Origin of the sequence: Microbispora sp. NPDC049125, from assembly GCF_040802045.1 — a bacterium.
In the GTDB taxonomy this organism is placed as follows: Bacteria; Actinomycetota; Actinomycetes; order Streptosporangiales; family Streptosporangiaceae; genus Microbispora.
Genome location: NZ_JBEZDW010000004.1, coordinates 73,124 through 97,231 on the forward strand (window position 1 = coordinate 73,124; position 24,108 = coordinate 97,231).

Genomic DNA, 24,108 nt, shown 5'->3' on the forward strand with positions numbered 1-24,108 from the left:
TGGTGACTGCCGAAATCGCATTGACCAGTAACGGAGTGAGCATGTCGGAGTTCTCAACTCTCGCGCGGCGGATGTGGCACCAGATCGAGCCGGTCCACGCGGCACTGTACTTCGCCCCCGAGGCCTTCGACGAGGCGCGGGCGCTCGGGTACGACGTGGAGTCGCGCTGGCCCAGCTATTTCGCGTGGCGTGCGGCGCCGCTCGGCGCTGCGGGCGCCGGCCTGGTCGGTGCGGCCTTCTACAGCTTCAGCCCGGCCACGGTCGCCCAGCACGTTCCGGCGGTCTGGTCGGTCGCGAGGCCGGATCAGGTGCTTTCCGCCCGGCTGCGCGCGGTGGACCGCACGTTCCGCGCGCTGCTGCCGGACGTGGCGGAGCGGGATGACGTGGCGGAGGCCGCCGATCTGGCCCGGCGGGCCGCCGAGGGCGTCACCGTCGCGGGCCGGCCGCTGGCCGCCGCCAACCTCGACCTCCCCTGGCCGCGGGAGCCGCATCTGGTGCTCTGGCAGGCGTACACGGTGCTGCGCGAGCACCGTGGAGACGGTCACCTGGCCGCGCTGCTGGCCGCCGGGCTCGACGGCTGCGAGGCGCTGGTCTCCTTCGCCGCGATCGGCGCCGCTCCCGTGGCCAACTTCGCCGGACGGGGCTGGACCGATGACGAATGGGAGGCCGCGCGTGAGCGGCTGGCCGCGCGCGGGCTCGTCGACGGCGACGGCGTGGCCACCGAAGCGGGCCGCGAGTTGCGGGACCAGGTCGAGCGGACGACCGACGAGCTGGCCGCCGGGCCATGGCGGGCGCTCGGCGCCGACAAGGCCGAGCGCCTGGCGCAGCTCAATCTGCCGCTGCTTGGCGCGGTCTTCGAGTCGGGCCTGCTGCCCGCGCAGAGCACCCTCGGCATCGGCACCGTCAACGCGCCCGCCTGAGCACTGTGCCGGTCTGATCAACGGCACGCTGCCGGCGCGACGAAGGGCGGCTCCGCGCAACCGTCGCTCCCGTGACGCGCACTGCGGTCATGTGCCCAGATGGCACGTATAGGGAGTAGGCGAGAGCGGCGCGGCCTGAGCACCTGACGGGGTGGGGCGCACCCCTGCGAAGTCCTCGCCACTCCCTCTGATCACCGCTCCGACCGCGCCGGCTTCGTCGTCGACGCGCTGCTCATCCCGCACCTGCTCGGTGCCGTACGGATGCTCGAGTCCGGCTTCGCCGCCGCCGCCGACATCGACCGCGGCATGACCCTGGGCTGTGGCCACCCGATGGGCCCGCCACCCTGACCGACATGATCGGCCTGGACGTGATCCTGCTGACGGCCTCGGTAGGGGTCGTCAAGGGCCGGTGCAGGGATCACAACGAGCGCGGCCGGCCATACGGTTTCGTCAATGAATGAAGCCCGGTAAGGAGCAACGATGAAGAACAAGCGTTTCGGCCGACTGGTCGCCACGGGTTCCGCCCTCGGCCTGGCCGGAGTCCTGGTGGTGGCCGCACCGGCTTTCGCGGCGAGCTCCAGCTGCACGTCGATCTCCGCGCTGAAGGCCTGCACCACCGGCGCCGTCCACGCCAACGCGGCCCACGACCTCCGCGTGGTCACCTCCGGCCTGTGTACCGGAACCTGGCGCGTGTTCGACACCAGCAACAACAAGAACATCGCCAGCGGCACGAACACAAGGGTGAACCAGGTTCTGCACGGCGTGTACGCCAGCTACAAGGCCAGCATGCGCAGCGCCAGCGGCACCGTCTGCAACGCCACCATCAAGATCGCCGACATCTGACGTCCGCCCGAAGCCCTGGCCGACTACCGCCGGCCAGGGCTTCGGCGTGCCGGCGCCCGGGCCACGGGGATTCGGTGACGGGTAGGCCGGTAGGTGAGCTCCTGGATGTGAGCGGGTGCTACTCGCGGGTCGAGGACCCAAGGGGTAGGTGACCTACCGTGATCCTCGGCATCCTGATCCGCGTCATGCTCGAATTTCTCCGACGCCGCGGAGTGCCCGTACCGGATCCCTCGCGTCTCCGATCCCGTAGACCGGTGATCGGACTGACAGACCGTGTTGTGGCGGCGATCTTTCCGGCGCCCGGCGCTCCGCCCTGTTCAGCGAGACAGAGCGCCCCGTAACCCCATGCCACACCACGATCCCGGCGCCGGATCACCGGCAGACCGACCGGGCCGACGACGAGTTCGCGCCGCCCGCGTCGGCGGGTGCCCGCGACGCCATGCACCCGGATCCGTTGCGGCTTGCCGCAGACCAGGCACGTCAGGTGGCCGAACCGGAACGCCGGCTCCGGGCGCCGGACGGACATCGGGGGCGCCTGGGAAACTCGGGCAGCGCGCCAGGGGATGGTGGGCGAGGACGATCAGACCGGCCTCAGCCCTCTATGGAGTCCGGCTCTTGCGCGTGGCGATCATCCTGGAGTCGAGGTCCCTGCCGGAGGCTGTTCTTCCAACATTCCACCACCCCGCAGATCAAGCCGCCGAACATGAGCCCGGCACCTTCCAGGACGTAGACGAATACCACTCGGTAGTCAGTGCTGTAATCATCGCCCGTGAGGTAGGTCGCCAGACCGGTCAAGGTCGGGCAGAGGAGCAGGAGAGCTCCGCTGGCGAGAAACGCTGTGCGAAAAACAGGAAGCCTGCCTGCGCGCTTGCGTGGGAGCGCAGCGCGAAAGAGCGCGATCAAGAGGGGCAGAACGGCCAAGGCCTCGAAGAGGTGGCCAAACGATAAATAGGAGGGCACGGCGGGCGATCTTACTTCAATTCAAACCTGAATACCGGTGGAGACGGCGGGTCGATGAGAGAGAACGGGCGTCGAATACGGCGGTGCATCGTGTGCGCCGGCCCGAATGGGCGGAGCGCCGCCCTTGACCCTTGAAAGCGCCATGCCCCTTGGAAGCGCCATTCGGCAGAAGTGATTGTCCTGTCCCGGGACATGCTTTGACACATCAGTCCCAGGACATGTTTGACAGTGCCGTTGTCGGCCGATCTTTCGTGCGCCGTTTTGCGGGAGCGTGCCGCCGACGCGGGCCGGGCTCCTTAACGTGATCTGGCCGTTCGGTTGCTGCTCAGCCCCGGTCTCCGGTTACGTCCTGCGGTTGGCGGCCGCGATCGAGGCGCGGAGTTTGGTGAGGAGCCGTTCGAGGGTCTGGACTTCGGCGGCGGCCCAGTCGGCGGTGAACAGCATCCAGCGTTGCAGGCCCACGCGTTCCAGTGTCGCGAGCTCGGCACGGCCTTTCTCGGTGATGGTGATGGTGTTCGCCCGGCGGTCGGCCGGGTCGGTGAGGACCTGAACCTTGCCCTCTTCGGTGAGGGCTTGGACCTGACGGGTGACCGATGACTGGTGGACACCGAGTTCTTTGGCCAGGTCGGAGGTGCGGACGGGTTGTGTCGTGGCGATGAGTTGCAGCATGCGCAGCAGGCCTGCGTTGGGTCGTCGCCTGCGGGCACGTTCGATGCCGTCGCTGACCAGGAGGAGGACGTCGACCATGCGCTGAACGTCCTTTTCGTCGGGTTTCTCGGGGTGGTGCATGACTTCAGTCTAAGGTACTTGCATGCTGCATGCAATTAAATTAGTGTCACAGCCATGACAAAGAAGACATTGGTCAAGCGGCTCGCCTACACCATCGCGGGCCTCGGCGTCGGCGTGTTCCTGCTCACGATGGCCGTCGCCGCCTTCGGTCAGGAACCGGCGGACAACGTGTGGACCAAGGCCGGCGGCATCCTCGCGGGGTCGGTGATCTGTCTGGTCCTGACCAAGCGCGTCCTCGCAGGATCGAAGGGCACCTATGACCGGCTCCGGATCATCTCCCTCGTCGCCTGCGCCCTGGTCGCGGTCAACGTCGCCGTCCCCGGTGTCATCCCGGTCTGGTTCCGCGCCGAACAGGTCGTCCACGGCCTCCTTCTCGCGACCCTCGCCTGGGCACTGTGGTCGCCCGAGATGCGGGAATCCTTCCGCGTCGCCGCACGCTGAACCTGATCCCCCGGGCCGTCGACACGCTGGTGTCGACGGCCATTGTCATTGTTCGATCACACCGTCCGGGTGGAGGAGCGCACCCTGACGTTCTTAGACCCCAGCCCCGGGACCTGCTGCGCACCCGGCCCAACCTGATCGGCTGGGACCGCTTACGTCACCTGCGAGATGCGCGCCTGTCCGCCCGATGCGGTTCCGATGTGCCGGCTGCGCCCGCGTTCTCCGGCGCGTTCGCCCGGCGCGGATCCGCACACGGCGTAACGCCTGGCCCGGCGGCGCCCGCCGTGCCTAGCGTCGCCGCATGGACGTCATCGAGCTGTCACCGCGCCTGCACTTCCTCCGCTTCCCCGTAGGGCACGCCTACCTGTGGCGCGACGACGACGGGCTCGCCCTCATCGACAGCGGTCTCCCGGGTTCCGCGCAGGCCATCGAGGAGGCGGTGCGGACACTCGGACACCACCCCGCCGACGTACGGCACCTGGTGCTGACCCATTTCCACGAAGATCATGTGGGAGGGGCGGCGGAGGTGGCCTCCTGGGGCGACGTCACCGTCCACGCCCACCGGGCGGAGGCGCCGTTCATCCTCGGACAGGCGGCCGGGCCGCCGCCTGACCTGCTCGACTGGGAACGGCCCCTGTTGGAGCGGGTCCGCGCCGGCATGCCCGCCTCCGCCCCCGTGACTCCCGTGCGGATCGACCGCGAGCTGGACGACGGCGACGTGCTCGATTTCGGAGGTGGGGCACGGGTGCTGGCGGTCCCCGGCCACACGCCCGGCAGCATCGCTGTCCACCTTCCCGAGGAAGGCGTGCTCTTCACCGGAGACACCGTCGCCCGCACTATGTCGGGCGAGGTGATCCTGGGGGTGTTCAACGTCGATCCCGCGCGGGCCGTCGCGTCGTTGCGCCGGCAGGCGGAGCTCGACGTCGAGATCGCGTGCTTCGGCCACGGGGAGCCGCTGACCCGGGACGCGTCCCGGCAGCTCAAAGCCGCCGCCGCCCGCATCCCCGCCGTGTGACGGCCCGTCCTCTTCCCGGGAAGACGGGAAGGGCCGCGACGCTTCGGCCCACGGCCGGACGGGGCCGCTGACGGCGCCTGGCCGCGCGACCCGGGAGGGATGACCGCACATGGCCGCCACCCGGAAACGTCCATGTCATCCGCAGGAGGTAACTTAGTTCCCCTAACTAATCTTCGTCCGCATTCGCGGTCCCGTACGGAGGTGAGAACCCGCGTGGCCTTCATGAACCAGCGCACGGCGGAAGCGGCGACGGCAGGGCAGAATCCGCGCTACAAGTGGATCGCGCTGTCGAACACCACGCTCGGCGTGCTCATGGTGATGATCAACCAGTCCATCGTGCTCATCGCCCTGCCGGACGTCTTCCGCGGCATCCACCTCAACCCCCTGGACCCCGGCAACACCGGCTACCTGCTGTGGATGATGATGGGCTTCATGGTGGTCACGGCCGTGCTGGTCGTGATGTTCGGGCGCCTGGGGGACATGTTCGGCCGCGTCCGGATGTACAACATGGGCTTCGCCGTCTTCAGCGTGTGCTCGATCATGCTGTCGATCACCTGGCTGGAGGGCAGCGCCGGCGCGCTGTGGCTGATCGGCTGGCGCATCGTGCAGGGCGTCGGCGGCGCGCTGCTGTTCGCCAACTCGACCGCGATCCTTACCGACGCCTTCCCCGCCCACCAGCGCGGCACGGCCCTCGGCATCAACTCCATCGCGGGCATCACCGGCTCGTTCCTCGGGCTGATCATCGGCGGTGTGCTGGCGCCCGTGAGCTGGAAGGCGATCTTCCTGGTCTCGGTGCCGTTCGGCATCTTCGGCACGATCTGGGCGTTCCTCAAACTGCGTGACAGCGGCGTGCGGCGCAGGGCCCGGATGGACTGGTGGGGCAACGCCACCTTCGCGGTCGGCCTGATCACCCTCCTGGTCGGCATCACGTACGGCATCCAGCCGTACGGGTCGAGCGCCATGGGCTGGCTCAACCCCTGGGTGCTCGCGTCGCTGATCGGAGGCGTCCTGCTGCTGGGGGTGTTCGCCTGGATCGAGACCAGGGTCGCCGAGCCGCTGTTCCGGCTCTCGCTGTTCCGCTCGCGGGCGTTCCTCGCGGGCAACATCGCCAGCCTCCTCACCGCTCTGGGGCGCGGCGGCCTGCAGTTCATGCTGATCATCTGGCTGCAGGGGATCTGGCTGCCGCTGCACGGCTACGGCTTCGAGGAGACGCCCCTGTGGGCGGGCATCTACATGATCCCGCTGACCATCGGCTTCCTGCTGTCGGCTCCGGTCTCCGGCTGGCTGTCGGACCGCTTCGGGCCGCGCGTCTTCACGGTCGGCGGCGCCCTGATCACGGCGGCGAGCTTCTACGCCCTGATGACACTGCCCACCGACTTCGACTACGCGGTCTTCGCGATCCTGATCCTGATCAACGGCATCGGGTCGGGCCTGTTCGCCTCACCCAACCGGGCGGAGATCATGAACTCGGTGCCGGCCGAGTCCCGGGGGGTCGGCGCCGGGATGACCGCCACGTTCCAGAACTCGTCGATGGTGCTGTCGATCGGCGTCTTCTTCAGTCTGATGATCGCGGGCCTGTCGCACTCGCTTCCCCCGGCGATGCACGACGAGCTCGTGCTCCAGGGGGTGCCCGACGCGCAGGCGCAGGGCATCGCGCACCTTCCGCCGATCGCCGTGCTGTTCGCGGCGTTCCTGGGCTACAACCCCTTCCAGCAGCTCCTCGGCGGCGTCCTCGCCAAGCTTCCGGACGGCGGCAGGCAGCTCACGAGCAAGGAGTTCTTCCCCCATCTGATCGCCGGGCCCTTCCACCAGGGTCTGGTCATCGCCTTCTGGTTCGCCGTGGCCGCCTGCCTGGTCGCCGCGGCCGCGTCGGCGCTGACGGGACGGATCGGGCGCAAGCACACCGCGGTCGCGTGCGAGTCGCTCGGCTCCGAGCTCGCCGCCGTCTCCGGGGAGGCCGGCATCGCCCCCAACGAACTGGTGATCCCGGCGGACAGGTCCGACGCGAAGGGCGGAGCGAACGCGGGCGGCGGCTGACCGGAGCCCCCCGCCCGGGATGGGCGGGGGGCGGCGGTCACTCGCCGAAGCGGGACAGGCGCCCCTTCATACGTGCGTGACGGAGGGTGACCGTGTAGAGAGCCAGGGCGAGACCCACGTAGACGGCGTCGAGCAGGCCCGCCGCGGCCAGGCGGTCCCAGGGGACGGGACCGCCGGTGAGCACCGCGCGCATGCCCTCGAACACATGTGTGGCGGGGACCAGCGAGGAGATCGTCCGCAGGACGGGCGGCAGCACCGAGACGGGGTAGAAGACCCCGGCCAGCGGCTGGAAGACGAACACGAGACTCCACGCGATGACCTGGGCGCCCTCACCGAACCGCAGCACGCAGGAGATCGCGACGATCGCCAGCGACCACCCCAGCACGAGCAGCAGCGCCATGAACGGCACCAGCCCGATGCCCACGGTGAGGATCCCGAACCCGTAGAGCACGTACGCCATGACGCCCATGACGGTCACGCCGAACAGGATCTTGCCGAGGGAGAACACGACGAGGCCGGTGAGGTATTCGACGGCCGTGACGGGTGTGACGTGCATGTTCAGCAGGTTCCTGCTCCAGACGTCCTCCAGGAAGCCGATCGCCACCTCGTTGGACGCCCGATGGAGCACCTGCCACAGCAGCACGGCCCCCAAAAGGGTCGACACCACGAACGGCACCTTGCTGGCCTGGAGGAACAGGGTCACATAACCCCAGACCACCAGCTCGATCGTCGGCCAGAAGACGATCTCGAACATCCGGACCGGGCTGCGCCGCAAGGACGCGAGGTCGCGGCGCACCACGCCGGAGACGCGGCGGCGGCGGGCGGCCGGGCTGAGCGGTGGGTAGGCGAGCGTCGTCATCCTCACGGGCCTCTCTGATGGCTGCCTCATCCGGCGGCCTCCGGCACGTGCCGGCGCCGTACGGCGTTGCGTGCGGCTGATGCGTGGTGGCCAAGAGCTGTGCGGCCAGGGACTGTGCGGCCAGGGACTGGGCGGCCGGGGACTGGGCGGCCGGGGACTGTGCGGCCTAGCGTCGGGCGACCTTGAGGAACACCTCCTCGAGGTCGGCGACCCCGAAGTCGTCGGCCAGCTGGGCGGCCGTGCCCGTGGCGATGATCCGGCCGCCGGCCATGAAGTGGATGCGGTCGCACATGCGCTCCACCTCCCGCATGTTGTGCGAGGTGATCAGCATCGCGCGGCCGGACTCCCGGGCCGTCTCGACCAGCAGCCGGCGGATGCGGTCGCCGGCGTCGGGGTCGAGCGCGGCGGTCGGCTCGTCGAGGATGAGCAGGCTCGGCTCGTTCAGCAGCGCCTTGGCGAGCTGCACCCGGGTCTGCTGACCGGACGACAGCTCGGTCACCTTGCGCTTGAGCAGCGGCCCGAGGTCGAGCTGGCCGGTGAGCTCGGCGACCCGCCGGGCCGGGTGACGCAGGCCGTACAGGCGGGCGAAGGCGTCGAGCACCTCACGGACCTGGAGCACTCCGGGCAGGCCCAGGTAGCTCGCCGAGAAGTTGACCCGGCTCAGCACCTCGGCGCGGTTGCCGGCCAGCTCCCGCCCGAACATGCGGACGGTGCCGGAGTCGGGTGTGACCAGGCCGAGCAGCATGTGCAGGGTCGTCGACTTCCCCGCGCCGTTCGGGCCCAGCAGGCCGGCGATCTCGCCCTCCCCGACGGTGAGGCTGACGTCGTCCACCGCCGTCACCGGGCCGAAGCGCTTGGCGAGGGAGACTGCCTGAAGAATCGCCACAGGTCAAGCGTGAACGGCGGAGCACCGGGCGGCAACGCATTTTCCGCCCGCCCGGCGGCGGCTCAGCCCTCGGAGGAGGAGGAGGAGCCGTACGCCGCGTCCTCGTGGGCGAAGCGGCGCAGCGCGCTGAAGACGAGGTCGCCGAGCGCCGTCCAGACGACGGTGGTCTCCATCAGCCTGTCGTGATCGGGCTCCTTGAGCACCTGGGCGAGATCCGCCCTGGCGACCTGCCGGGCCGCTCTGGCGTACTCGTCGAGCAGTTCCAGCTGGTCGGTGTGGCCGAGGCGATAGAGCGTGGCGAGCGCCGAGGTCAGCGTCTGCCGTGCCGGGTTGGTCGTGCGGACGGCCCAGCCGAGCCGTTCGATCAGGGAGTCGGTCTGCTCGCTCGCCGCCTTCCACGCCTCGTCGTCGATCACCGGGCGGGGGGTCGTCATGGCGAACTGGGCCTTGCCCGCCGAGTCCAGCGCGCTCATGCCGGGCTCGTACATCTTCCCCAGCACGTGTCTGGTGGCCGCGACGCTGAGCCCGCCGACCTCGATGAGCGCCTTGATCAGTTTGAGGCGGCGGACGTGACCGTCGGTGTACTGCGCCTGGTTGTGGCTGGTGCGTTCGCCGGGGAACAGGAGGCCCTCACGCAGATAGAACTTGATCGTCGGCACGGGCACGTCAGCGCGGCGGCTGAGCTCGGCGATCCGCATGAATTCCTCCTTCGCGTCCTCGGAACCCGGCGGAGGACCTTGCCAGCCTATCAAAATGATAGTAGACATGTTCACTATCCATATTGCCTCGATCGGGGAGATGATCGTCATGGAATACCGGCTGCTCGGACGGACAGGAATGCGGGTCAGCCCCCTCTGCCTCGGCGGCATGATGTTCGGCTGGTGGGGTGAGAACGGCTACGACGAGACGCTGGCCATGATCCGGCAGGCCGTCGACGCGGGGATCAACTTCATCGACACCGCCGACATCTACTCCGGCGGGGAGTCGGAGGAGCTGATCGGCAGGTGCCTGGCCGACACCGGCCTGCGGGACCAGGTCGTGCTGGCGACCAAGGTGCACGGCTCGATGGGCGACGATCCCAACCAGGGCGGCAACAGCCGCCGGTGGATCATGCGCGCCGTCGACGACAGCCTGCGCAGGCTGCGTACGGACCGGATCGACCTCTACCAGATCCACCGGCCGGACCCCGCCGTCGACGTCGACGAGACGCTGGGCGCCCTGACGGACCTGATCCGGGCCGGCAAGGTGCGGTACGCCGGAAGCTCGACGTTCCCCGCGTACCAGATGGTCGAGGCGCAGTGGGTGGCCGAGCGGCGCGGCAGGGAGCGGTTCGCCGCCGAGCAGCCGCCGTACTCCATCCTCGCCCGGGGCGCGGAGGCCGACGTGCTCCCCGTCTGCCAGTCGTACGGCCTGGGGGTGCTGGCCTGGAGCCCGCTCGCCGGCGGCTGGCTGACCGGGGCCTACCGCGAGGGCGCCGAGCTTCCCGCGAGCAGGCGCACGGTGATGGTCGGCGACCGGTACGACATGGCGCTGCCGGAGAACCAGCGCAAGCTCGCCGCGGCCGAGCAGCTCGCGCGGCTGGCCGAGGAGAGCGGCCTGTCGCTGGTCGAGATGTCGCTGGCGTTCGTGGTCAGGCACCCCGCCGTCACGTCGGCGATCATCGGTCCCCGAACGATGGAGCACCTGAAGGGCCACCTCGCCGCCGACGGCGTACGGCTCACCGCCGACGTGCTGGACCGCATCGACGAGATCGTGCCTCCCGGTGTGACGATCAACCCCGCCGACGGCGGCTGGCAGGCGCCCTGGCTGGCCGACCCGTCCCTGCGACGCCGGCGCTGACCCGACGACTTGTCGCGTGATCCCGAAGGAGACGGCAATGTTCGCGAAACTCGGACGGCTCGCCGCCCGGCGCCGGCTGTGGGTCCTCGCCGCCGCGGTGCTCTTCGTCGTGCTGGGCGGCGTGTGGGGGGCCGGGGCCGGCGGCACGCTCGGCGGCGGAGCCGGCCTGGACAACCCCTACGGCGAGTCGGCGCAGGCCAACCGGCTCCTCGCCGGGACGCTCGGACGCCACGTCGCCGACGTGGTGGTGATCTACGAGAGCACCGGCATGACCGTGGACGATCCCCGGTTCCGCCAGGCGGTCGAGCGGACGGCCGCCGGGCTTCCCAAGGACCTCTACGCCTGGATGGAGACCTACTGGTCGACGGGGTCGGCGGACTTCGTCTCCTCGGACCGGCACAAGACATACGTCACCCTCCAGCTTCCGGGAGCGGTGGAGGAGGAGCAGGCGGCCGTCTACCTCCGGGTCGTGAAACTGATGGACGCGCCCGGCCTGACGGAGCGCTTCGGCGGCCTCACGGCGGTGGCGCAGCAGTTCAACGCGATCAGCAACCGGGATCTGGGCAGGGCGGAGCTGATCTCCTTCCCGCTGCTCATCGTGCTGCTGCTCCTGGTGTTCCGGAGCGTGGTCGCGGCGGCGCTGCCGTTCGCCGTGGCGATCGTCGTCGCCGTCGGGTCGCTCGGCGTGCTGCGGGTCGTCGGCGGGCTCGTCCCGCTGTCCACGGCGGCGATCAACGTGGTGGTCATCCTGGGCCTGGGCCTGGCGACCGACTACGCCCTGCTGATCGTCAACAGGTTCCGCGAGGAGCTGGACGCCGGGCGCGAGGTGGAGGACGCGGTGGTGCGCGCGACCGCCACCGCCGGCCGCACGGTGGCGGTGTCGGGGGTCACGGTCGCCGTGACGCTGGGCGGCCTGCTCGTGTTCCCGTCCCGCTTCCTCACCTCCCTGGCGTACTCGGGGGTCAGCGTGGTGCTGTTCGCGGTGGTGAGCGCGCTGACCGTGCTGCCCGCGGCGCTCCGCCTGATCGGCCGCCGGATCGACGCGCTGCGCGTTCCGCTGCCGTGGGGACGGCGGGGCGGCGAGGCGGGCTCGCGGTGGTACCGCACCGCGCACGCCGTCATGCGCAGGCCGGTCGCGGCCGTCCTCGCGATCACGGCGCTCCTGGTCGCGCTCGGCCTGCCGCTGCTCGGCGCGGTCTGGTCGCGGCCGGCCGAGTGGGCGCTGCCCTCCGGCACCGACAGCGTCGTGGTCACCGAGCAGCTCGCCCGCGAGTTCTCCCACGACCCGACGAAGGTGATCACCTCGGTGGTCCGGATGCCCGGGCCCGCCGGCGCCCCCCAGGCCGGGGCCGCGGTGGAGGACTTCGCCCGGCGGCTGGGGCGCGTCGAGGGGGTCGAGCGCGCCCGGGTGACCGGCGTCAGCGGCGACCTGGCCAGGATCACCCTGGGCTACTCGATGAGCCCGTACGGCCAGGAGATCAGGGACGTGGTCGCGGAGCTGCGCGCCGAGCCGCCGCCGCGGGGCGCCACGGCCATGTTCACCAACCGGCCGGCCTCGATCGTCGACATGCTCGACATGATCGCCCGAGGGCTGCCGTGGATGCTGCTCATCGTCGTGGTGGTGACGTTCGTGGTGCTCTTCCTCGCCTTCGGCTCCGTCACGCTGCCGCTGAAGACGGTCGTCATGAACCTGCTGTCGCTGTCGGCGGCCTTCGGCGCGATGGTCCTGATCTTCCAGGACGGCCTGCTGTCGGGGCCGCTCGGCTTCGAGGCGCCGGGGTTCGTCGACTCCACCATGCCGTTGATGATCGCGGCGATCACGTTCGGGCTGGGGATGGACTACGAGGTGTTCATGCTCGCGCGGATCCGCGAGCACTACCTCCGGACGGGGGACACCGTCGAGTCGGTGGCGGTCGGCGTCCGGCACACGGCCAGGATCGTCACGGCGGCCGCGCTGCTCCTCGGCGTCGTGGTGGGGGCGTTCGTCACCACCGGAGTCACGGTGCTCAAGATGGTCGGCGTCGGCGTGGTGGTGGCCCTCCTGCTGGACGCGACGATCGTGCGCGGCCTGCTCGTGCCCGCGTCGATGCGGCTGCTGGGCCGGTGGGCGTGGTGGTCGCCCGGCCCGCTGGCGCGATGGTGGCGGCGTCACGGGCTCCCCGAGGAGGGCGGCGGGCCGGTCGTCCCGGCCTCCGCGAAACCCTGCGCTCACCGGACCCTCGCCAGGACAGGCGGCGCGGGGCCCGCGTGATCGGGAGGGCGGCGGCGAATACCGGTCCGCTCGGGGGCTTACAGCCGGCCGCGTGCGCCGCCTTCGTGTCACCGGGCGTTCGTGGCAGGTTTCACGGCCGGGGGATCCGGCCGTGAAACCTGCCCACGGGCCTGGGCTCAGGTGGAGCCGGCCACCTCGATCTCGTGGACGCGCGGGTCGCCCCGGTCGGCCACGTAGTCCTCCGGGCTGGTGGCGTCCGGGCCGTCCTGGGCCTTCATCGCCCGGGCGACGACGGTGCCGAGAACCGCGACGGCGAGGTTGACGATGAGCGCCAGGAACCCGGCGAAGATCGTGATCTTGGTGTCGAAGCCGAGCTGCGACAGGGGGAAGGCCGAGCTGCCGAAGTGGGCGTGGTTGGTGGCCGGATTGGCGATGTTGTACAGCATCAGCACCCCGGCGGCCATCCCGGCGGCCCACCCGGCGATCAGACCGGCCCGGTGGAACCAGCGCGTGAACAGGCCGAGCGCGACCGCGGGCAGCGTCTGCAGAATGATCACGCCGCCGATGAGCTGGAGGTCGATCGAGAACTGGGGGTCGATGAGCAGGATGAACAGCACCGCGCCGACCTTGACGACCAGCGAAGTGATCTTGCTGACCGTGGCCTCGTGCGCGTCGGTGGCGTCCCGCTTGATGTACTCCCGGTAGATGTTGCGGGTGAACAGGTTGGCCGCGGCGATCGACATGATGGCGGCCGGCACGAGCGCGCCGATGCCGATGGCGGCGAACGCCACCCCGGTGAACCAGTCGGGGAACATCGCGTCGAACAGCTTGGGGATGACCGTGTTGGTGTCCTTGCCGATGGGCGTGATCCCCGCCGCGATCGCCATGTACCCGAGCAGGGCGATGAGGCCGAGCAGGAGGCTGTAGGCGGGGAGCGCCGACATGTTCCGCTTGATCACGTTGCGGTCCCGCGAGGCGAGGACGCCGGTGACGCTGTGCGGGTAGAGGAACAGCGCCAGCGCCGAGCCCAGGGCCAGCGTGATGTACTGGAACTGGTTGTTGGCGTTGAGCAGGATTCCATCCGGGGCGGGCGTTTTGTCGAACTTCGCCTGGGCCGCGCCGAAGACCGACCCCCATCCGCCGAGCTTCGCCGGGATGTAGATGATCGCCACGAGGATGACCAGGTAGATCAGCGAGTCCTTGACGAAGGCGATCAGCGCGGGCGCGCGCAACCCCGACTGGTAGGTGTACGCCGCCAGGATCGCGAACGCGATGATCAGCGGCAGGTCGCCGGTCACGCCCATCGTCTTCAGCACCGCCTCGATGCCGACGAGCTGCAGCGCGATGTACGGCATGGTCGCCACGATGCCGGTGATCGCGATCAGCAGCGCCAGCGTGGGCGAGCCGAACCGGGCCCGTACGAAGTCCGCCGGGGTCACCAGCCCGTGGACGTGCGAGACCGACCACAGCCGGATCAGCACGAGCATCACGATGGGATAGGTGACGACCGTGTACGGCAGGGCGAAGAAGCCCATCGCGCCCGCGCCGAACATGAGGGCGGGGACGGCCACGAACGTGTACGCGGTGTAGAGGTCGCCGCCGACGAGGAACCAGGTGACCCAGGAGCCGAAGTTCCGGCCGCCGAGGCCCCATTCGTTCAGGCTCGCGAGATCGTCCGGGCGCCGCCAGCGGGAGGCGACGAAGCCCATGCCGCTGACCAGCAGGAAGAGGATCGCGAAGACGACGATCTCGGTGGTCATCGGTCCCTCCTCGACACGCGGTAGACGATCGTCGTCGCGGTGACCCCGATGATGATGAAGGCGAGTTGCAGCCAGTAGAACAGCGGGATGCCGAACAGCCGCGGCTCCACGGCGTTGTACAGCGGTGTGATGAGCGGGATCGCGATCGGCAGCAGGAGCAGCCAGTTCCACGGGCTGCGGTCAGTGCGGGGGGTGGTCAACGCACTCTCCAATCGGACACGGGTTGACCGGCAGCGTAAATTTTCTCCTGTAACAGCGCCATCACCGGTCGCTGAACGGTCGTGTTGGCGCGCCAAGCGACTCGCCGGTCACCCCTGCCGGGGTGACCCCCGGGACGGCCCGCCCGCCTCGGTGGCCCGCGCACCGGCCGTGCCGGAGTCAGACGACCGGGAGGATCACGGCCGAGGGGTGCGCCGGGTCGTGCAGCACCTCCTGATCGGAGGCCACCATCACGGCGCCGTCCGTCAGCGGGGCGCCCGTGCCGGTGTTGCGGGCGATCCGGGGGTAGGCGCCGCTCGCCACCTGCACGCGGATCCGGTGCCCCCGGAGGAACCGGTGCCCGGCAGGCCACAGGTCGACCTCCACCCGGCGCACGCCGTCCGCGTCGCCGCGGTCGGCCGGGGTGAGGCGGCGAACGCCCTCGCACACGTTCATGGACGCGCCGCCGGGATGCACGTCGCACACCCGCACCACGACGTCGGCGTGCACCCGGCTGGTGCGCACGTACAGCTCGGCGCTCACCGGTCCGATCACGTCGGTGTCCTCGGTGAGCACGCCGGAGGTGTACACCAGCACGTCGCGCCTGGCCTCCAGCCGCCGGTTGTCGCGCGGCTCGGAGTCGCCGATCAGCACGGGGCCGCCGACGACCGGGGTCGGGTGGGCGGGGTCGTAGCGGTACCGGTCGGGATCGGAGTCCGCCGGGGCGCCGGTGGACAGGGCGGAGCCCGGCATCAGATGCCAGCGGCGAGGCCTGGCCTGAGGCGGCGGCCAGTCGGGGTAGTCCCGCCATTCGCCGGCGCCGGTCACGTAGACCCGCACCGGCGCCTCCCGCAGCCCCGACGGGTCGCCGAGCAGGTGAGCGCGGAACCAGGCCAGCGCGTCGGCGTTGGCGGCCCGGCCGTGCCGGATGTCGGCGTGATACCACGGCCCGATGGTCAGGTACGGCCGCCGTCCGGCGGCGCGCATCGCCGCGTAGTCCTTGAGCTGCCACGGCAGGAAGACGTCGTACCAGCCGCCGGTCATCGTGACCTCCGCCCCCACGTCGCCGACGGAGGCGGAGAAGTCCCTCCTGTCCCAGTACGGCGACACCGGGTCGGCGTGGTTGGCCAGCAGCTCCTGGAAGAACGGCAGCGCACGGCCCGCCGACAGCAGGTCGAGCTCGGCGGGCGGCCGTCCGGACAGCACGGCCCGGCGCGTCCGCCAGGGGGCGGTGAACGCGGCCACCCCGCCGAACCGGCCGTCCAGCTGGGCGGTGAGCGTCGTCCAGATCAACGTCGACTCCAGCGCGAACGCCCCTCCCACGTACGCGGCGTCGCGGAAGCAGGACGCGGTGACCTGGGTGGCCATGGCGCGCAGATCGGGGGTCTCCGCCGCGATGGCCCACTGGGTGTAGCCCAGGTAGGAGGGCCCGTGCATGGCGAAGCTCCCGCCGTACCACGGCTGCCGGCGCATCCACTCGGCCGTCGCCAGGCCGTCCTCCCGCTCGTCGGCGAGCGGGTCGAGCCGCCCGCCCGAGCCGAAGCCGCCGCGGCAGCTCTGCAGCAGCACCTGGAAGCCGTGGCGCGCGAACGTCCAGCCGTACATCCAGCCGACCAGGCCGCCCCTGCCGTACGGCGTGCGGATGAGGATCGTGGGCGGCCGGTCGGCCCCGACGGGGAAGTAGTGATCGGTCGCGAGCGTGACGCCGTCCGGCATCGGGACGGGCACGTCGCGCCGGACCCTGACGCGGCGGCCCGTCTCGCCGCCGGGCCCGCGTGTGGCCCCCCGTACCGGGAGACGAGCCGGCAAGTCGACCATGCGAGCCTCCTTACCTACCGGTAACCAGAATATCGACTGGTCGCGTGTGCTGTTTCCGGCGGTTCCGATTGCAAGATCGAGCGTCCCGCCGCTACCCTTACGACATGCGAACTTCCGCACCTTCCCAGTGGTGGCGCCGCTAGCAGGCGGCGTTTTCGCATATCATCGGATCTGACGGCCGCCCCGAAGAGGCGGCCTTCTATGTGTCCGCCCCCGGGGCATACGACAAGGGGCGTGGACAGTGCAGACCAGCGGATACACCACCGCCGGCGGCGTCATCGTCGAGCGGGCCGTGCGCGAGGTGCCGGAGGCGGCGCTTGAGGCGATCGTCACCGCGCTGAGCGAGCGCCGCGGCGGGGCGTTCTCATCGGGCATGGACTATCCCGGCCGTTACAGCCGATGGGCCTTCGGCTATGTGGACCCCTGCGTGGAGATCGTGGCGAGGGGGCGGCGGATCTCGGCGCGGGCGCTGAACGAGCGCGGCGAGGTCGTCCTCCCTGTGATCGCCTCCTGCCTGCTCGCGGCCGGCAAGCCGGTGGCCGAGCCGACGGCCGGGTTCGTCGAGGTGCACGTCCCGGAGTCGGAGGACCTGCTCCCCGAGGAGATGCGCAGCCGCAGGCCCACGGTCTTCACGGCGATCCGCGAGATCATCGCGGCCTTCCGCGGCGACGACCCGCATCTCGGCCTGTACGGCGCCTTCGGGTACGACCTGGCCTTCCAGTTCGAGCCGATCCGCTACCGCCTGACCCGGCCGGACGACCAGCGTGACCTGGTGCTCCACCTGCCCGACCGGCTCGTCGTGATCGACCGGGTCCGCGAGACGAGCATGGAGTACCTCTACGAGTTCACCGTCGACGGGGTCTCCACCGCCGGGCTGGAGCGCGACGGGCGGACCGAGCCCCTGGTCACGCCTGCCGAGATCCCCGCCGACCCGGTCAAGGGCGCCTACGCCGAGGTCGTCGCCCAGGCGAAGGAGCGGTTCAAGCGCGGCGACCTGTTCGAGGTCGTCCCCGGGCAGGTCTTCCACTCCACCTGCGCCGACCCGGCCGCCTTCTACCGGTCGCTGCGCGTGGCCAACCCCGCGCCGTACGAGTTCCTGCTCAACCTCGGGGACGGCGAGCAGCTGGTCGGCGCGTCCCCGGAGATGTACGTCCGGGTGACGGGCGACCGGGTGGAGACGTGCCCCATCTCGGGCACCATCGCCCGCGGCGCCGACCCGGTCGAGGACGCCGAGGCGATCCGCACGCTGCTGTCCAGCGTGAAGGAGGAGTCGGAGCTCACCATGTGCACCGACGTGGACCGCAACGACAAGTCGCGGGTCTGCGTCCCCGGCAGCGTCAAGGTCATCGGCCGCCGGCAGATCGAGATGTACTCCCGGCTGATCCACACGGTCGACCACATCGAGGGCCGCCTGCGCCCCGAGTTCGACGCGCTGGACGCCTTCCTCACCCACATGTGGGCCGTCACCGTCACCGGCGCCCCCAAGACGTGGGCCATGCAGTTCATCGAGGACCACGAGGCCACCACCCGGCGCTGGTACGGCGGGGCGGTCGGCTTCGTCGGCTTCGACGGCTCGATGAACACCGGCCTCACCCTGCGCACCGCGCAGATCCGCGAGGGCGTCGCCACGGTGCGCGCCGGGGCGACCCTGCTGTACGACAGCGACCCCGGCGCCGAGGAGCGGGAGACCGAGCTGAAGGCCAGCGCCCTGCTCGACGCGCTGGCCGCCGCCGCCCGGCCGCAGGCCGAGGCCGTCGCCGAGGCGCCGGCCGACCTGCCGGGGGAGGGCCACCGGGTCCTGCTGGTCGACCACGAGGACTCGTTCGTCAACACGCTCGCCGACTACTTCCGCCAGCAGGGCGCCTCCGTGGTGACGCTGCGGCACGGCTTCCCGGTGGAGATGATCGAGGAGATCGCGCCCACGCTCGCGGTGCTGTCACCCGGGCCGGGCTGGCCGTCCGACTTCGGCTGCTCCGCCCTGGTCGAGGCGCTGTACGCCAGGAGGCTCCCGGTGTTCGGCGTCTGCCTGGGCCTTCAGGCGATGGTCGAGCAGGCCGGCGGCACCCTTGAGCTCCTGCCGTACCCGGAGCACGGCAAGCGCGGCCGGGTACGCCGGGAGGGCGGCAGCGCACTCCTCGACGGCCTGCCCGAGGAGTTCGTGGCCGCCCGGTACCACTCGCTGCACGCCAAGGAGGAGGGCGTGAAGGGCTTCACCGTCACGGCGTACACGCCGGACGGCGCGGCGATGGCGATCGAGGACGTCGAGAACAGGCGGTTCGCGGTGCAGTTCCACCCCGAGTCGATCCTCACGACCCAGGGCGGAGCGGGAGCCAGGATCATCGCCAACCTGCTGCGGCTGTGCTCCTGACCCTCCAGAACGGGTAAAGGGGCCGGGAACGCCCTACCCCGGCCGCGCGGCGGACCGTAAAGTCCAGTCCCGTGCCGGAGACGAGACCTGACGACGTGCTGCCCGCCTCGCTGCCGGTCGCGCTGCCCGATCAGGTCCGCGCCGCGCTGCTCGCGCCGATGGTCGACCACCACTGCCACGGCGTGCGGCGCGACGACCCGCCGAGGTCGGAGTTCGAGACGCTGATCACGGAGGCGGGCACGCCGGCGCCCCCGGGGACCACGCACTTCGACACCCCGGTGGGCGCGGCCATCCGGCGCTGGTGCGCGCCCGTCCTCGGCCTCGACCCGCACACCTCACCGGCCGTCTACCTGTCGCGGCGGGCCGAGCTTGGCGGAGCCGAGGCCAACCGGAGGCTGCTGACCGGCGCGGGCGTCTCGGCCTTCCTCGTCGACACCGGCCTCGACGGGCCCGGCCTGCTGCCCCCGGCCGAGATGGGCCGGCTGGGCGGCGCGGGGGCCGACGAGATCGTCCGGCTGGAGCGGGTCGAGTGCGACGTCGCCGAGGCCGGCCTTGCGGCGGTCGAGTACGCGGCGGCGCTGCGGGAGGAGCTGGCCGCCCGCGCGGCGCGCGCCGCCGGGCTGAAGTCCGTCGCCGCCTACCGGTGCGGGCTCGACTTCGACCCGTCCCGGCCGTCCCGCGGCAGCGTCATCGCGGCGGCGGGCCGGCGGCTCGCCGACCCCAAGGCCCGCCTGACCGACCCGGTGCTCGTACGGCACCTGCTGTGGGCCGGGGTGGACGTCGCCAGGGAGCGCGGCCTGCCGCTCCAGTTCCACTGCGGCTTCGGCGACACCGACCTCGACCTGCACCGGGCCGACCCGGCCGTGCTGACCGGGTTCATCCGGATGACCGCCCCTCTGGGCGTGCCCGTCGTCCTGCTGCACTGCTACCCCTACCACCGGCAGGCCGCGTACCTGGCGAGCGTGTTCCCGCACGTCCACGTCGACGTCGGGCTGGCCCTCACCCACACCGCCGCGGGGTCCGCCGCCGTCCTGCGCGAGCTGCTGGAGCTGGTGCCGTTCCACAAGCAGATGTTCAGCTCCGACTGCTACGGCGTCGCCGAGACGTGCTACCTGGGGGCGCTCTACCACCGGCGCGGGCTCGCCCGCGTGCTGGCCGACCGGCTCGCCGAGGGGGAGTGGAGCGCCGCCGACGCCGCCAGGATCGCCCACATGATCGGCTCGGGCAACGCCCGCCGCGTCTACCGGCTGTGACATCCGCGGGCGTCCCCCCGAACCCGAGTAGGGTGACGACCATGACGGGCGAACGGTGGGCGCTGGGCGGCGATCTGAACGTCGCGAGGATCGGGTACGGCGCGATGAAGCTGACCGGCTGGCCGAGGGGCGACCGGCCCGCCCGGGAGACGTCACTGGCCGTCCTGCGCCGGGCCGTGGAGCTCGGGGTGAACCACATCGACACCTCGCACTACTACTCGCGTGACGGAGTGGCGGCCAACGAGCTGATCCGGGAGGCGCTGCATCCCTACCCGGACGACCTGGTCATCGTGACCAAGGTGGGAGCGCTGGTCGAGGGCTCCGACATCGCCCTGCCGCCGGCGGAGATGACCGGGCTCACCCCGGACAACCTGCGCCGTGGCATCGAGGCGAACCTGCGATCGCTGGGCGTGGACCGCCTGGACGTGGTGAATCTGCGGATGGGCGACCTCGGCCGCGGCGCCGTATCGCTGGCCGCGCCCCTGGAGACCCTGCTCGCGCTGCGTGACGAGGGGCTCATCCGCCATCTGGGCGTCTCCAACGTCACCGCCGCCGAGTTCGCCCAGGCCCGCGATATCGCGCCGATCGCCTGCGTCCAGAACCTCTACAACCTGGCACGGCGTGATGACGACCCGCTCGTCGACGCCTGCGCCGAGGCCGGCGTGGCCTACGTTCCCTTCTTCCCGATCGGCGGGTTCGAGCCGCTCACGGCCGGGCGCGTGGACGCCGTCGCAGCCCGCCACCGCGCGACCGTGCCGCAGGTGGCCCTGGCCTGGCTGCTGGCCCGCTCACCCAACATCCTCCTCATCCCCGGCACCGGTTCGCCGGTCCACCTGGAGGAGAACGTCGCCGCCGGTGAGCTGAAGCTGACCGCGGAGGACCTCGCCGAGCTCGGGTAGGCCGCCGGCGTGCCGGAGGCGGTTGCCGGGGGAGGAAGAACGGATCATCCTTTGTGATGAGGAACCCCCGCGATAGGGGCGCGATAATCGGCCGGGATGGCTGCCATAGAGATCAACAACCTCGTGAAGTCGTTCGGCGCGGTCAAAGCCGTCGACGGCGTGTCCTTCACGGTCGATGCCGGATCCGTCACCGGATACCTGGGCCCCAACGGGGCCGGCAAGACGACCACCCTGCGCTGCCTGCTCGACCTCGTCACCCCGGACTCGGGTGAGGCCCTCGTCGGCGGAAGGCGCTACTCCTCCCTCCCCGCGCCCGTGACCGAGGTGGGCGCGGTCCTGGAGGCGACGAGCTTCCATCCGGGCCGCACGGCCCGCAACCACCTGCGCATCATGTGCACCGCGGCCGGGCTGCCGCTCACGCGGGCCGGCGAGGCGCTCGAACAGGTGGGCCTCGCCGACGCGGCGGACAAGCGCGTGCAGGGCTTCTCGCTGGGCATGCGGCAGCGGCTCGCCCTCGCGTCCGCGCTGCTCGGCCGCCCCCGGGTCTACATCCTCGACGAGCCGGCCAACGGCCTCGACCCGGCGGGGATCGAATGGCTGCGCGGCTTCCTGCGCCATCTGGCCCACGACGAGGGCGCCGCCGTCCTGGTCTCCAGCCACGTATTGTCCGAGGTCGAGCAGACCGTGGACAACGTGGTGATCATCGCCAAGGGCCGTCTCGTGCGGCAGGGCACCCTGACCGAGCTCACCTCCAACGGCGACACCGCCGTACGGGTGCGCACGGCGAAGCCGGCCGAGCTCGCGCCGGCCCTGGAGGCGGCGGGCGCGACCGTTGAGCAGGCCGGCGACGGCGTGCTGCGCGTGCGCGGCCTCGACGCCGAGGCGATCGGCGAGGTCGCGCTCGACCGGCGGCTGGTGCTCACCGAGGTCGCCCAGGAGCGTTCCGACCTGCAGAAGGTCTTCCTCGATCTGACGGAGGAGCGATGACCGCGCTCGTCAAGGCGGAGCTGCGCAAGCTCTTCACCACCCGGCTGTGGTGGATCATGATGCTCGTGATGATCGTGCTGGTGGCGGTCAACCTCGGCTTCCTCATCGGGCTGGCCGGGGTCCGGCAGAACGGGTCGGCCGGCATCCCCGCGCGCGACACCGCCGAATGGGCGCAGCTCGCCTGGTCGGCCGGTTCCGGCGGCGCGATCTTCACGATGATCCTCGGCGTTGTGCTGATGACCTCCGAGTACCGCTACCAGACGATCACCGGCACCTTCCTCACCACTCCGAGACGCAATCACGTGATCGTCGCCAAGCTGCTCGCGGGAGTGCTCGTCGGCGCCCTGTTCGGCCTGGTGGTGCTGGTGTTCGAGGCCGTCACGGTGTTCCCCGCCGTGCTGCTCTCCGGGGGAGAGCTGTCGCTGTCCGCGTCCCGCATCCCGCAGATCAGCATCGGGATCCTGGCCATGCTGGCGCTCTACGCCCTGTTCGGCATCGGGCTGGGGGCGCTGGTCCGCAACCAGATCGCCGGCATCGTGGGCGCCGTGGTCTGGGCGTACGTGATCGAGGGGATCTTCACCGGGATCCCGGTGCTGCACCCGATCGGCCGCTGGCTGCCGGGCGGCGCCGCCCAGGCGCTGATGAGCATCGATGTGGACACGGGCCTCGGCGCGTCGCGCTGGCTGCCGGCGTGGGCGGGGGCGCTCGTGCTCGTCGGCTACGCCGTGGTGTTCGCCGTGGTCGCGTCGGCGACGACGGTCCGGCGGGACATCACCTGAGCCTCCTGCTTGCGGGCTTGGTATAAGTCCTGAACTATGGGGCGCGGGGGTGAGGCCGGTGGGTCGTCCGCAGCGAGGCACGCTCCGCGGCGTGCGCCGGGGGAACCGCGCGCTGCTGCTCCGGACCCTCTACTTCGAGCAGGAGTCCAGCCGGCAGGATCTCAGCCGCCTGACCGGGCTCAGCCCGGCGACGGTGAGCAACGTCGTCGCGGATCTCATCACCGACGGGATCGTGATCGAGGCGGGCGCCGTCGACTCCGACGGCGGCCGCCCCCGCACGCTGCTGCGCATCCGGGAGTCGTACGGATACGTGGTCGGCGTGGACGTGGGGGAGACCCGGGTCCGGCTGGAGCTGTTCGACCTCGCCATGGCCGAGCAGGCCAAGGCGGAGTACGCGCTGGAGCCCGGGGCCCACGAGCCGCCGGCCGTCATCGAGCACATCCTCGCCGGGCTGGGCTCGGTGCTGGCCGACGCCGGGGTGGACGAGTCACAGGTGCTCGGCATGGGCGTCGGGGCGCCCGGGATCGTCGAGCAGTGCCCCGAGTTGCTCGTCCACGGCCAGACCTTCGGCTGGGACGGCGTCCCTCTCGGAGACCGCCTGCGGGCGGGCACCTCTATCCCCGTGTTCGCCGACAACGGCGCGAAGACCATGGGCCAGGCGGAGCTCTGGTTCGGCGCGGGCCAGGGGGCCCGCCACGTGGTGATGACCCTCATCGGGACCGGCGTCGGCGCCAGCGTCATCACCGACGGGGTCACCTACCGAGGCGCGTCGAGCAGCGCCGGCGAGTGGGGGCACACCACGATCGCCGTGAACGGCAGGGTGTGCCGCTGCGGCGCCCGCGGCTGCCTGGAGGCGTACATCGGGGCGGGGGCGCTCCTCGGCCGGTACGGCGGCGGCCCGGCCGCGGGCGATGAGGAGAGCGCGCTCGCCGCGATGCTCGGCGACCCCACGGCCCGGCCCGTGCTCGACGAGGCCGTCGCCTGCCTCGGCGCCGGGCTGGGCGACCTGGTCAACCTGTTCAATCCCGAGCGCGTCATCCTCGGCGGCTGGGCGGGCCTGCTCATCGGCCGCGCGCTGCTGCCGGAGATCCGCGCGGCGGCGGGACGGAACGCGCTGACCCAGCCCATGGCGCAGGTCTCGATCGAGCTGGGACGGCTCGGCCCCGAGGCCGTGGCCCTCGGCGCCGCCACGCTCGTGGTCGAGGACTTCCTGTTGCGCGGCGACGCGCCGCACCGCTCCTGACG

At 71.0% G+C, this 24,108-nt stretch carries 22 protein-coding genes; 15 read left to right on the forward strand and 7 right to left on the reverse strand.

Annotation, left to right across the window (positions count from 1 at the left end; genetic code table 11):
- Positions 1-41 precede the first annotated feature (41 nt).
- The 4 genes from AB0B72_RS06155 to AB0B72_RS06170 all read left to right on the forward strand — a co-directional run bounded on the left by AB0B72_RS06155 (position 42) and on the right by AB0B72_RS06170 (position 2,711).
- Positions 42-920: a hypothetical protein gene (locus AB0B72_RS06155; RefSeq protein ID WP_367737251.1), complete on the forward strand. Its 879-nt coding sequence runs from the start codon at positions 42-44 to the stop codon at positions 918-920.
- Between the two features lie 261 nt (positions 921-1,181).
- On the forward strand, positions 1,182-1,268 hold the full coding sequence (locus tag AB0B72_RS06160; RefSeq protein WP_367737617.1) for a 3-hydroxyacyl-CoA dehydrogenase family protein: 87 nt from the start codon (positions 1,182-1,184) through the stop codon (positions 1,266-1,268).
- A 132-nt stretch (positions 1,269-1,400) separates the two neighbouring features.
- Positions 1,401-1,763 (forward strand): hypothetical protein, encoded by a 363-nt coding sequence (locus AB0B72_RS06165; protein WP_367737252.1) that lies wholly within the window; start codon positions 1,401-1,403, stop codon positions 1,761-1,763.
- A gap of 621 nt (positions 1,764-2,384) precedes the next feature.
- Positions 2,385-2,711 carry a hypothetical protein gene (locus AB0B72_RS06170; protein ID WP_367737253.1) on the forward strand — a complete coding sequence of 109 codons (327 nt, stop codon included), beginning with the start codon at positions 2,385-2,387 and terminating at the stop codon, positions 2,709-2,711.
- Between the two features lie 354 nt (positions 2,712-3,065).
- Here AB0B72_RS06170 and AB0B72_RS06175 read toward each other — a convergent pair whose 3' ends face one another.
- Positions 3,066-3,512 carry a MarR family winged helix-turn-helix transcriptional regulator gene (locus AB0B72_RS06175; RefSeq protein ID WP_367737254.1) on the reverse strand — a complete coding sequence of 149 codons (447 nt, stop codon included), beginning with the start codon at positions 3,510-3,512 and terminating at the stop codon, positions 3,066-3,068.
- 54 nt (positions 3,513-3,566) lie between these two features.
- On the opposite strand from AB0B72_RS06175, the gene AB0B72_RS06180 reads away from it, so the two are divergent.
- The 3 genes from AB0B72_RS06180 to AB0B72_RS06190 all read left to right on the forward strand — a co-directional run bounded on the left by AB0B72_RS06180 (position 3,567) and on the right by AB0B72_RS06190 (position 7,005).
- Positions 3,567-3,953 (forward strand): hypothetical protein, encoded by a 387-nt coding sequence (locus AB0B72_RS06180; protein ID WP_367737255.1) that lies wholly within the window; start codon positions 3,567-3,569, stop codon positions 3,951-3,953.
- 301 nt (positions 3,954-4,254) lie between these two features.
- Complete coding sequence (locus AB0B72_RS06185) at positions 4,255-4,968, forward strand: MBL fold metallo-hydrolase (RefSeq protein ID WP_367737256.1); 714 nt, start codon at positions 4,255-4,257, stop codon at positions 4,966-4,968.
- Positions 4,969-5,169: 201 nt separating this feature from the next.
- Positions 5,170-7,005, forward strand: a complete 1,836-nt coding sequence (locus AB0B72_RS06190; protein WP_367737258.1) for an MFS transporter — start codon at positions 5,170-5,172, stop codon at positions 7,003-7,005.
- A gap of 37 nt (positions 7,006-7,042) precedes the next feature.
- Here AB0B72_RS06190 and AB0B72_RS06195 read toward each other — a convergent pair whose 3' ends face one another.
- The 3 genes from AB0B72_RS06195 to AB0B72_RS06205 all read right to left on the reverse strand — a co-directional run bounded on the left by AB0B72_RS06195 (position 7,043) and on the right by AB0B72_RS06205 (position 9,448).
- Positions 7,043-7,864 carry an ABC transporter permease gene (locus tag AB0B72_RS06195; protein ID WP_367737618.1) on the reverse strand — a complete coding sequence of 274 codons (822 nt, stop codon included), beginning with the start codon at positions 7,862-7,864 and terminating at the stop codon, positions 7,043-7,045.
- Between the two features lie 166 nt (positions 7,865-8,030).
- Complete coding sequence (locus AB0B72_RS06200; protein WP_367737260.1) at positions 8,031-8,750, reverse strand: ABC transporter ATP-binding protein; 720 nt, start codon at positions 8,748-8,750, stop codon at positions 8,031-8,033.
- Positions 8,751-8,812: 62 nt separating this feature from the next.
- Positions 8,813-9,448: a MerR family transcriptional regulator gene (locus tag AB0B72_RS06205; protein WP_367737261.1), complete on the reverse strand. Its 636-nt coding sequence runs from the start codon at positions 9,446-9,448 to the stop codon at positions 8,813-8,815.
- Between the two features lie 67 nt (positions 9,449-9,515).
- On the opposite strand from AB0B72_RS06205, the gene AB0B72_RS06210 reads away from it, so the two are divergent.
- Together AB0B72_RS06210 and AB0B72_RS06215 are read left to right on the forward strand one after the other, a co-directional pair.
- Positions 9,516-10,589, forward strand: a complete 1,074-nt coding sequence (locus AB0B72_RS06210; RefSeq protein ID WP_367737263.1) for an aldo/keto reductase — start codon at positions 9,516-9,518, stop codon at positions 10,587-10,589.
- 37 nt (positions 10,590-10,626) lie between these two features.
- Entirely contained in the window at positions 10,627-12,840 is a 2,214-nt protein-coding gene (locus AB0B72_RS06215; protein WP_367737264.1) for an MMPL family transporter, read from the forward strand.
- Between the two features lie 137 nt (positions 12,841-12,977).
- Here the strand turns inward: AB0B72_RS06215 and mctP are convergent, their stop codons facing one another.
- The 3 genes from mctP to AB0B72_RS06230 all read right to left on the reverse strand — a co-directional run bounded on the left by mctP (position 12,978) and on the right by AB0B72_RS06230 (position 16,577).
- On the reverse strand, positions 12,978-14,561 hold the full coding sequence (mctP, locus tag AB0B72_RS06220; protein ID WP_367737265.1) for a monocarboxylate uptake permease MctP: 1,584 nt from the start codon (positions 14,559-14,561) through the stop codon (positions 12,978-12,980).
- A complete protein-coding gene (locus tag AB0B72_RS06225; RefSeq protein WP_367737266.1) occupies positions 14,558-14,761 on the reverse strand; it encodes a DUF3311 domain-containing protein in 204 nt (67 codons plus the stop codon). The genes mctP and AB0B72_RS06225 overlap by 4 nt, the downstream gene beginning before the upstream one ends.
- Before the next feature lie 178 nt (positions 14,762-14,939).
- On the reverse strand, positions 14,940-16,577 hold the full coding sequence (locus AB0B72_RS06230; protein ID WP_367737267.1) for a CocE/NonD family hydrolase: 1,638 nt from the start codon (positions 16,575-16,577) through the stop codon (positions 14,940-14,942).
- A gap of 241 nt (positions 16,578-16,818) precedes the next feature.
- Between AB0B72_RS06230 and AB0B72_RS06235 the strand changes: the two genes are divergently transcribed.
- From AB0B72_RS06235 to AB0B72_RS06260, 6 genes are all read left to right on the forward strand, one after another.
- A complete protein-coding gene (locus AB0B72_RS06235) occupies positions 16,819-18,945 on the forward strand; it encodes an anthranilate synthase component I (protein WP_367737268.1) in 2,127 nt (708 codons plus the stop codon).
- A gap of 71 nt (positions 18,946-19,016) precedes the next feature.
- Complete coding sequence (locus AB0B72_RS06240) at positions 19,017-20,198, forward strand: amidohydrolase family protein (RefSeq protein ID WP_367737269.1); 1,182 nt, start codon at positions 19,017-19,019, stop codon at positions 20,196-20,198.
- 41 nt (positions 20,199-20,239) lie between these two features.
- Positions 20,240-21,097 (forward strand): oxidoreductase, encoded by an 858-nt coding sequence (locus tag AB0B72_RS06245; RefSeq protein WP_367737270.1) that lies wholly within the window; start codon positions 20,240-20,242, stop codon positions 21,095-21,097.
- Between the two features lie 96 nt (positions 21,098-21,193).
- Complete coding sequence (locus AB0B72_RS06250) at positions 21,194-22,084, forward strand: ABC transporter ATP-binding protein (RefSeq protein WP_367737271.1); 891 nt, start codon at positions 21,194-21,196, stop codon at positions 22,082-22,084.
- Complete coding sequence (locus AB0B72_RS06255) at positions 22,081-22,863, forward strand: ABC transporter permease (RefSeq protein ID WP_367737272.1); 783 nt, start codon at positions 22,081-22,083, stop codon at positions 22,861-22,863. The genes AB0B72_RS06250 and AB0B72_RS06255 overlap by 4 nt, the downstream gene beginning before the upstream one ends.
- A 91-nt stretch (positions 22,864-22,954) precedes the next feature.
- On the forward strand, positions 22,955-24,106 hold the full coding sequence (locus AB0B72_RS06260; RefSeq protein WP_367737273.1) for an ROK family protein: 1,152 nt from the start codon (positions 22,955-22,957) through the stop codon (positions 24,104-24,106).
- The last annotated feature ends 2 nt before the right edge of the window (positions 24,107-24,108 follow it).

Coding starts and splice junctions, on each gene's coding strand:
- AB0B72_RS06195 (WP_367737618.1), bottom strand. CDS start 7,864: ATGACGACGCTCGCCTACCCACCGCTCAGCCCGGCCGCCCGCCGCCGC.
- AB0B72_RS06180 (WP_367737255.1), top strand. CDS start 3,567: ATGACAAAGAAGACATTGGTCAAGCGGCTCGCCTACACCATCGCGGGC.
- AB0B72_RS06165 (WP_367737252.1), top strand. CDS start 1,401: ATGAAGAACAAGCGTTTCGGCCGACTGGTCGCCACGGGTTCCGCCCTC.
- AB0B72_RS06230 (WP_367737267.1), bottom strand. CDS start 16,577: ATGGTCGACTTGCCGGCTCGTCTCCCGGTACGGGGGGCCACACGCGGG.
- AB0B72_RS06250 (WP_367737271.1), top strand. CDS start 21,194: ATGGCTGCCATAGAGATCAACAACCTCGTGAAGTCGTTCGGCGCGGTC.
- AB0B72_RS06175 (WP_367737254.1), bottom strand. CDS start 3,512: ATGCACCACCCCGAGAAACCCGACGAAAAGGACGTTCAGCGCATGGTC.
- AB0B72_RS06245 (WP_367737270.1), top strand. CDS start 20,240: ATGACGGGCGAACGGTGGGCGCTGGGCGGCGATCTGAACGTCGCGAGG.
- AB0B72_RS06210 (WP_367737263.1), top strand. CDS start 9,516: ATGTTCACTATCCATATTGCCTCGATCGGGGAGATGATCGTCATGGAA.
- AB0B72_RS06215 (WP_367737264.1), top strand. CDS start 10,627: ATGTTCGCGAAACTCGGACGGCTCGCCGCCCGGCGCCGGCTGTGGGTC.
- AB0B72_RS06185 (WP_367737256.1), top strand. CDS start 4,255: ATGGACGTCATCGAGCTGTCACCGCGCCTGCACTTCCTCCGCTTCCCC.
- AB0B72_RS06160 (WP_367737617.1), top strand. CDS start 1,182: ATGCTCGAGTCCGGCTTCGCCGCCGCCGCCGACATCGACCGCGGCATG.
- AB0B72_RS06255 (WP_367737272.1), top strand. CDS start 22,081: ATGACCGCGCTCGTCAAGGCGGAGCTGCGCAAGCTCTTCACCACCCGG.
- AB0B72_RS06205 (WP_367737261.1), bottom strand. CDS start 9,448: ATGCGGATCGCCGAGCTCAGCCGCCGCGCTGACGTGCCCGTGCCGACG.
- mctP (WP_367737265.1), bottom strand. CDS start 14,561: ATGACCACCGAGATCGTCGTCTTCGCGATCCTCTTCCTGCTGGTCAGC.
- AB0B72_RS06155 (WP_367737251.1), top strand. CDS start 42: ATGTCGGAGTTCTCAACTCTCGCGCGGCGGATGTGGCACCAGATCGAG.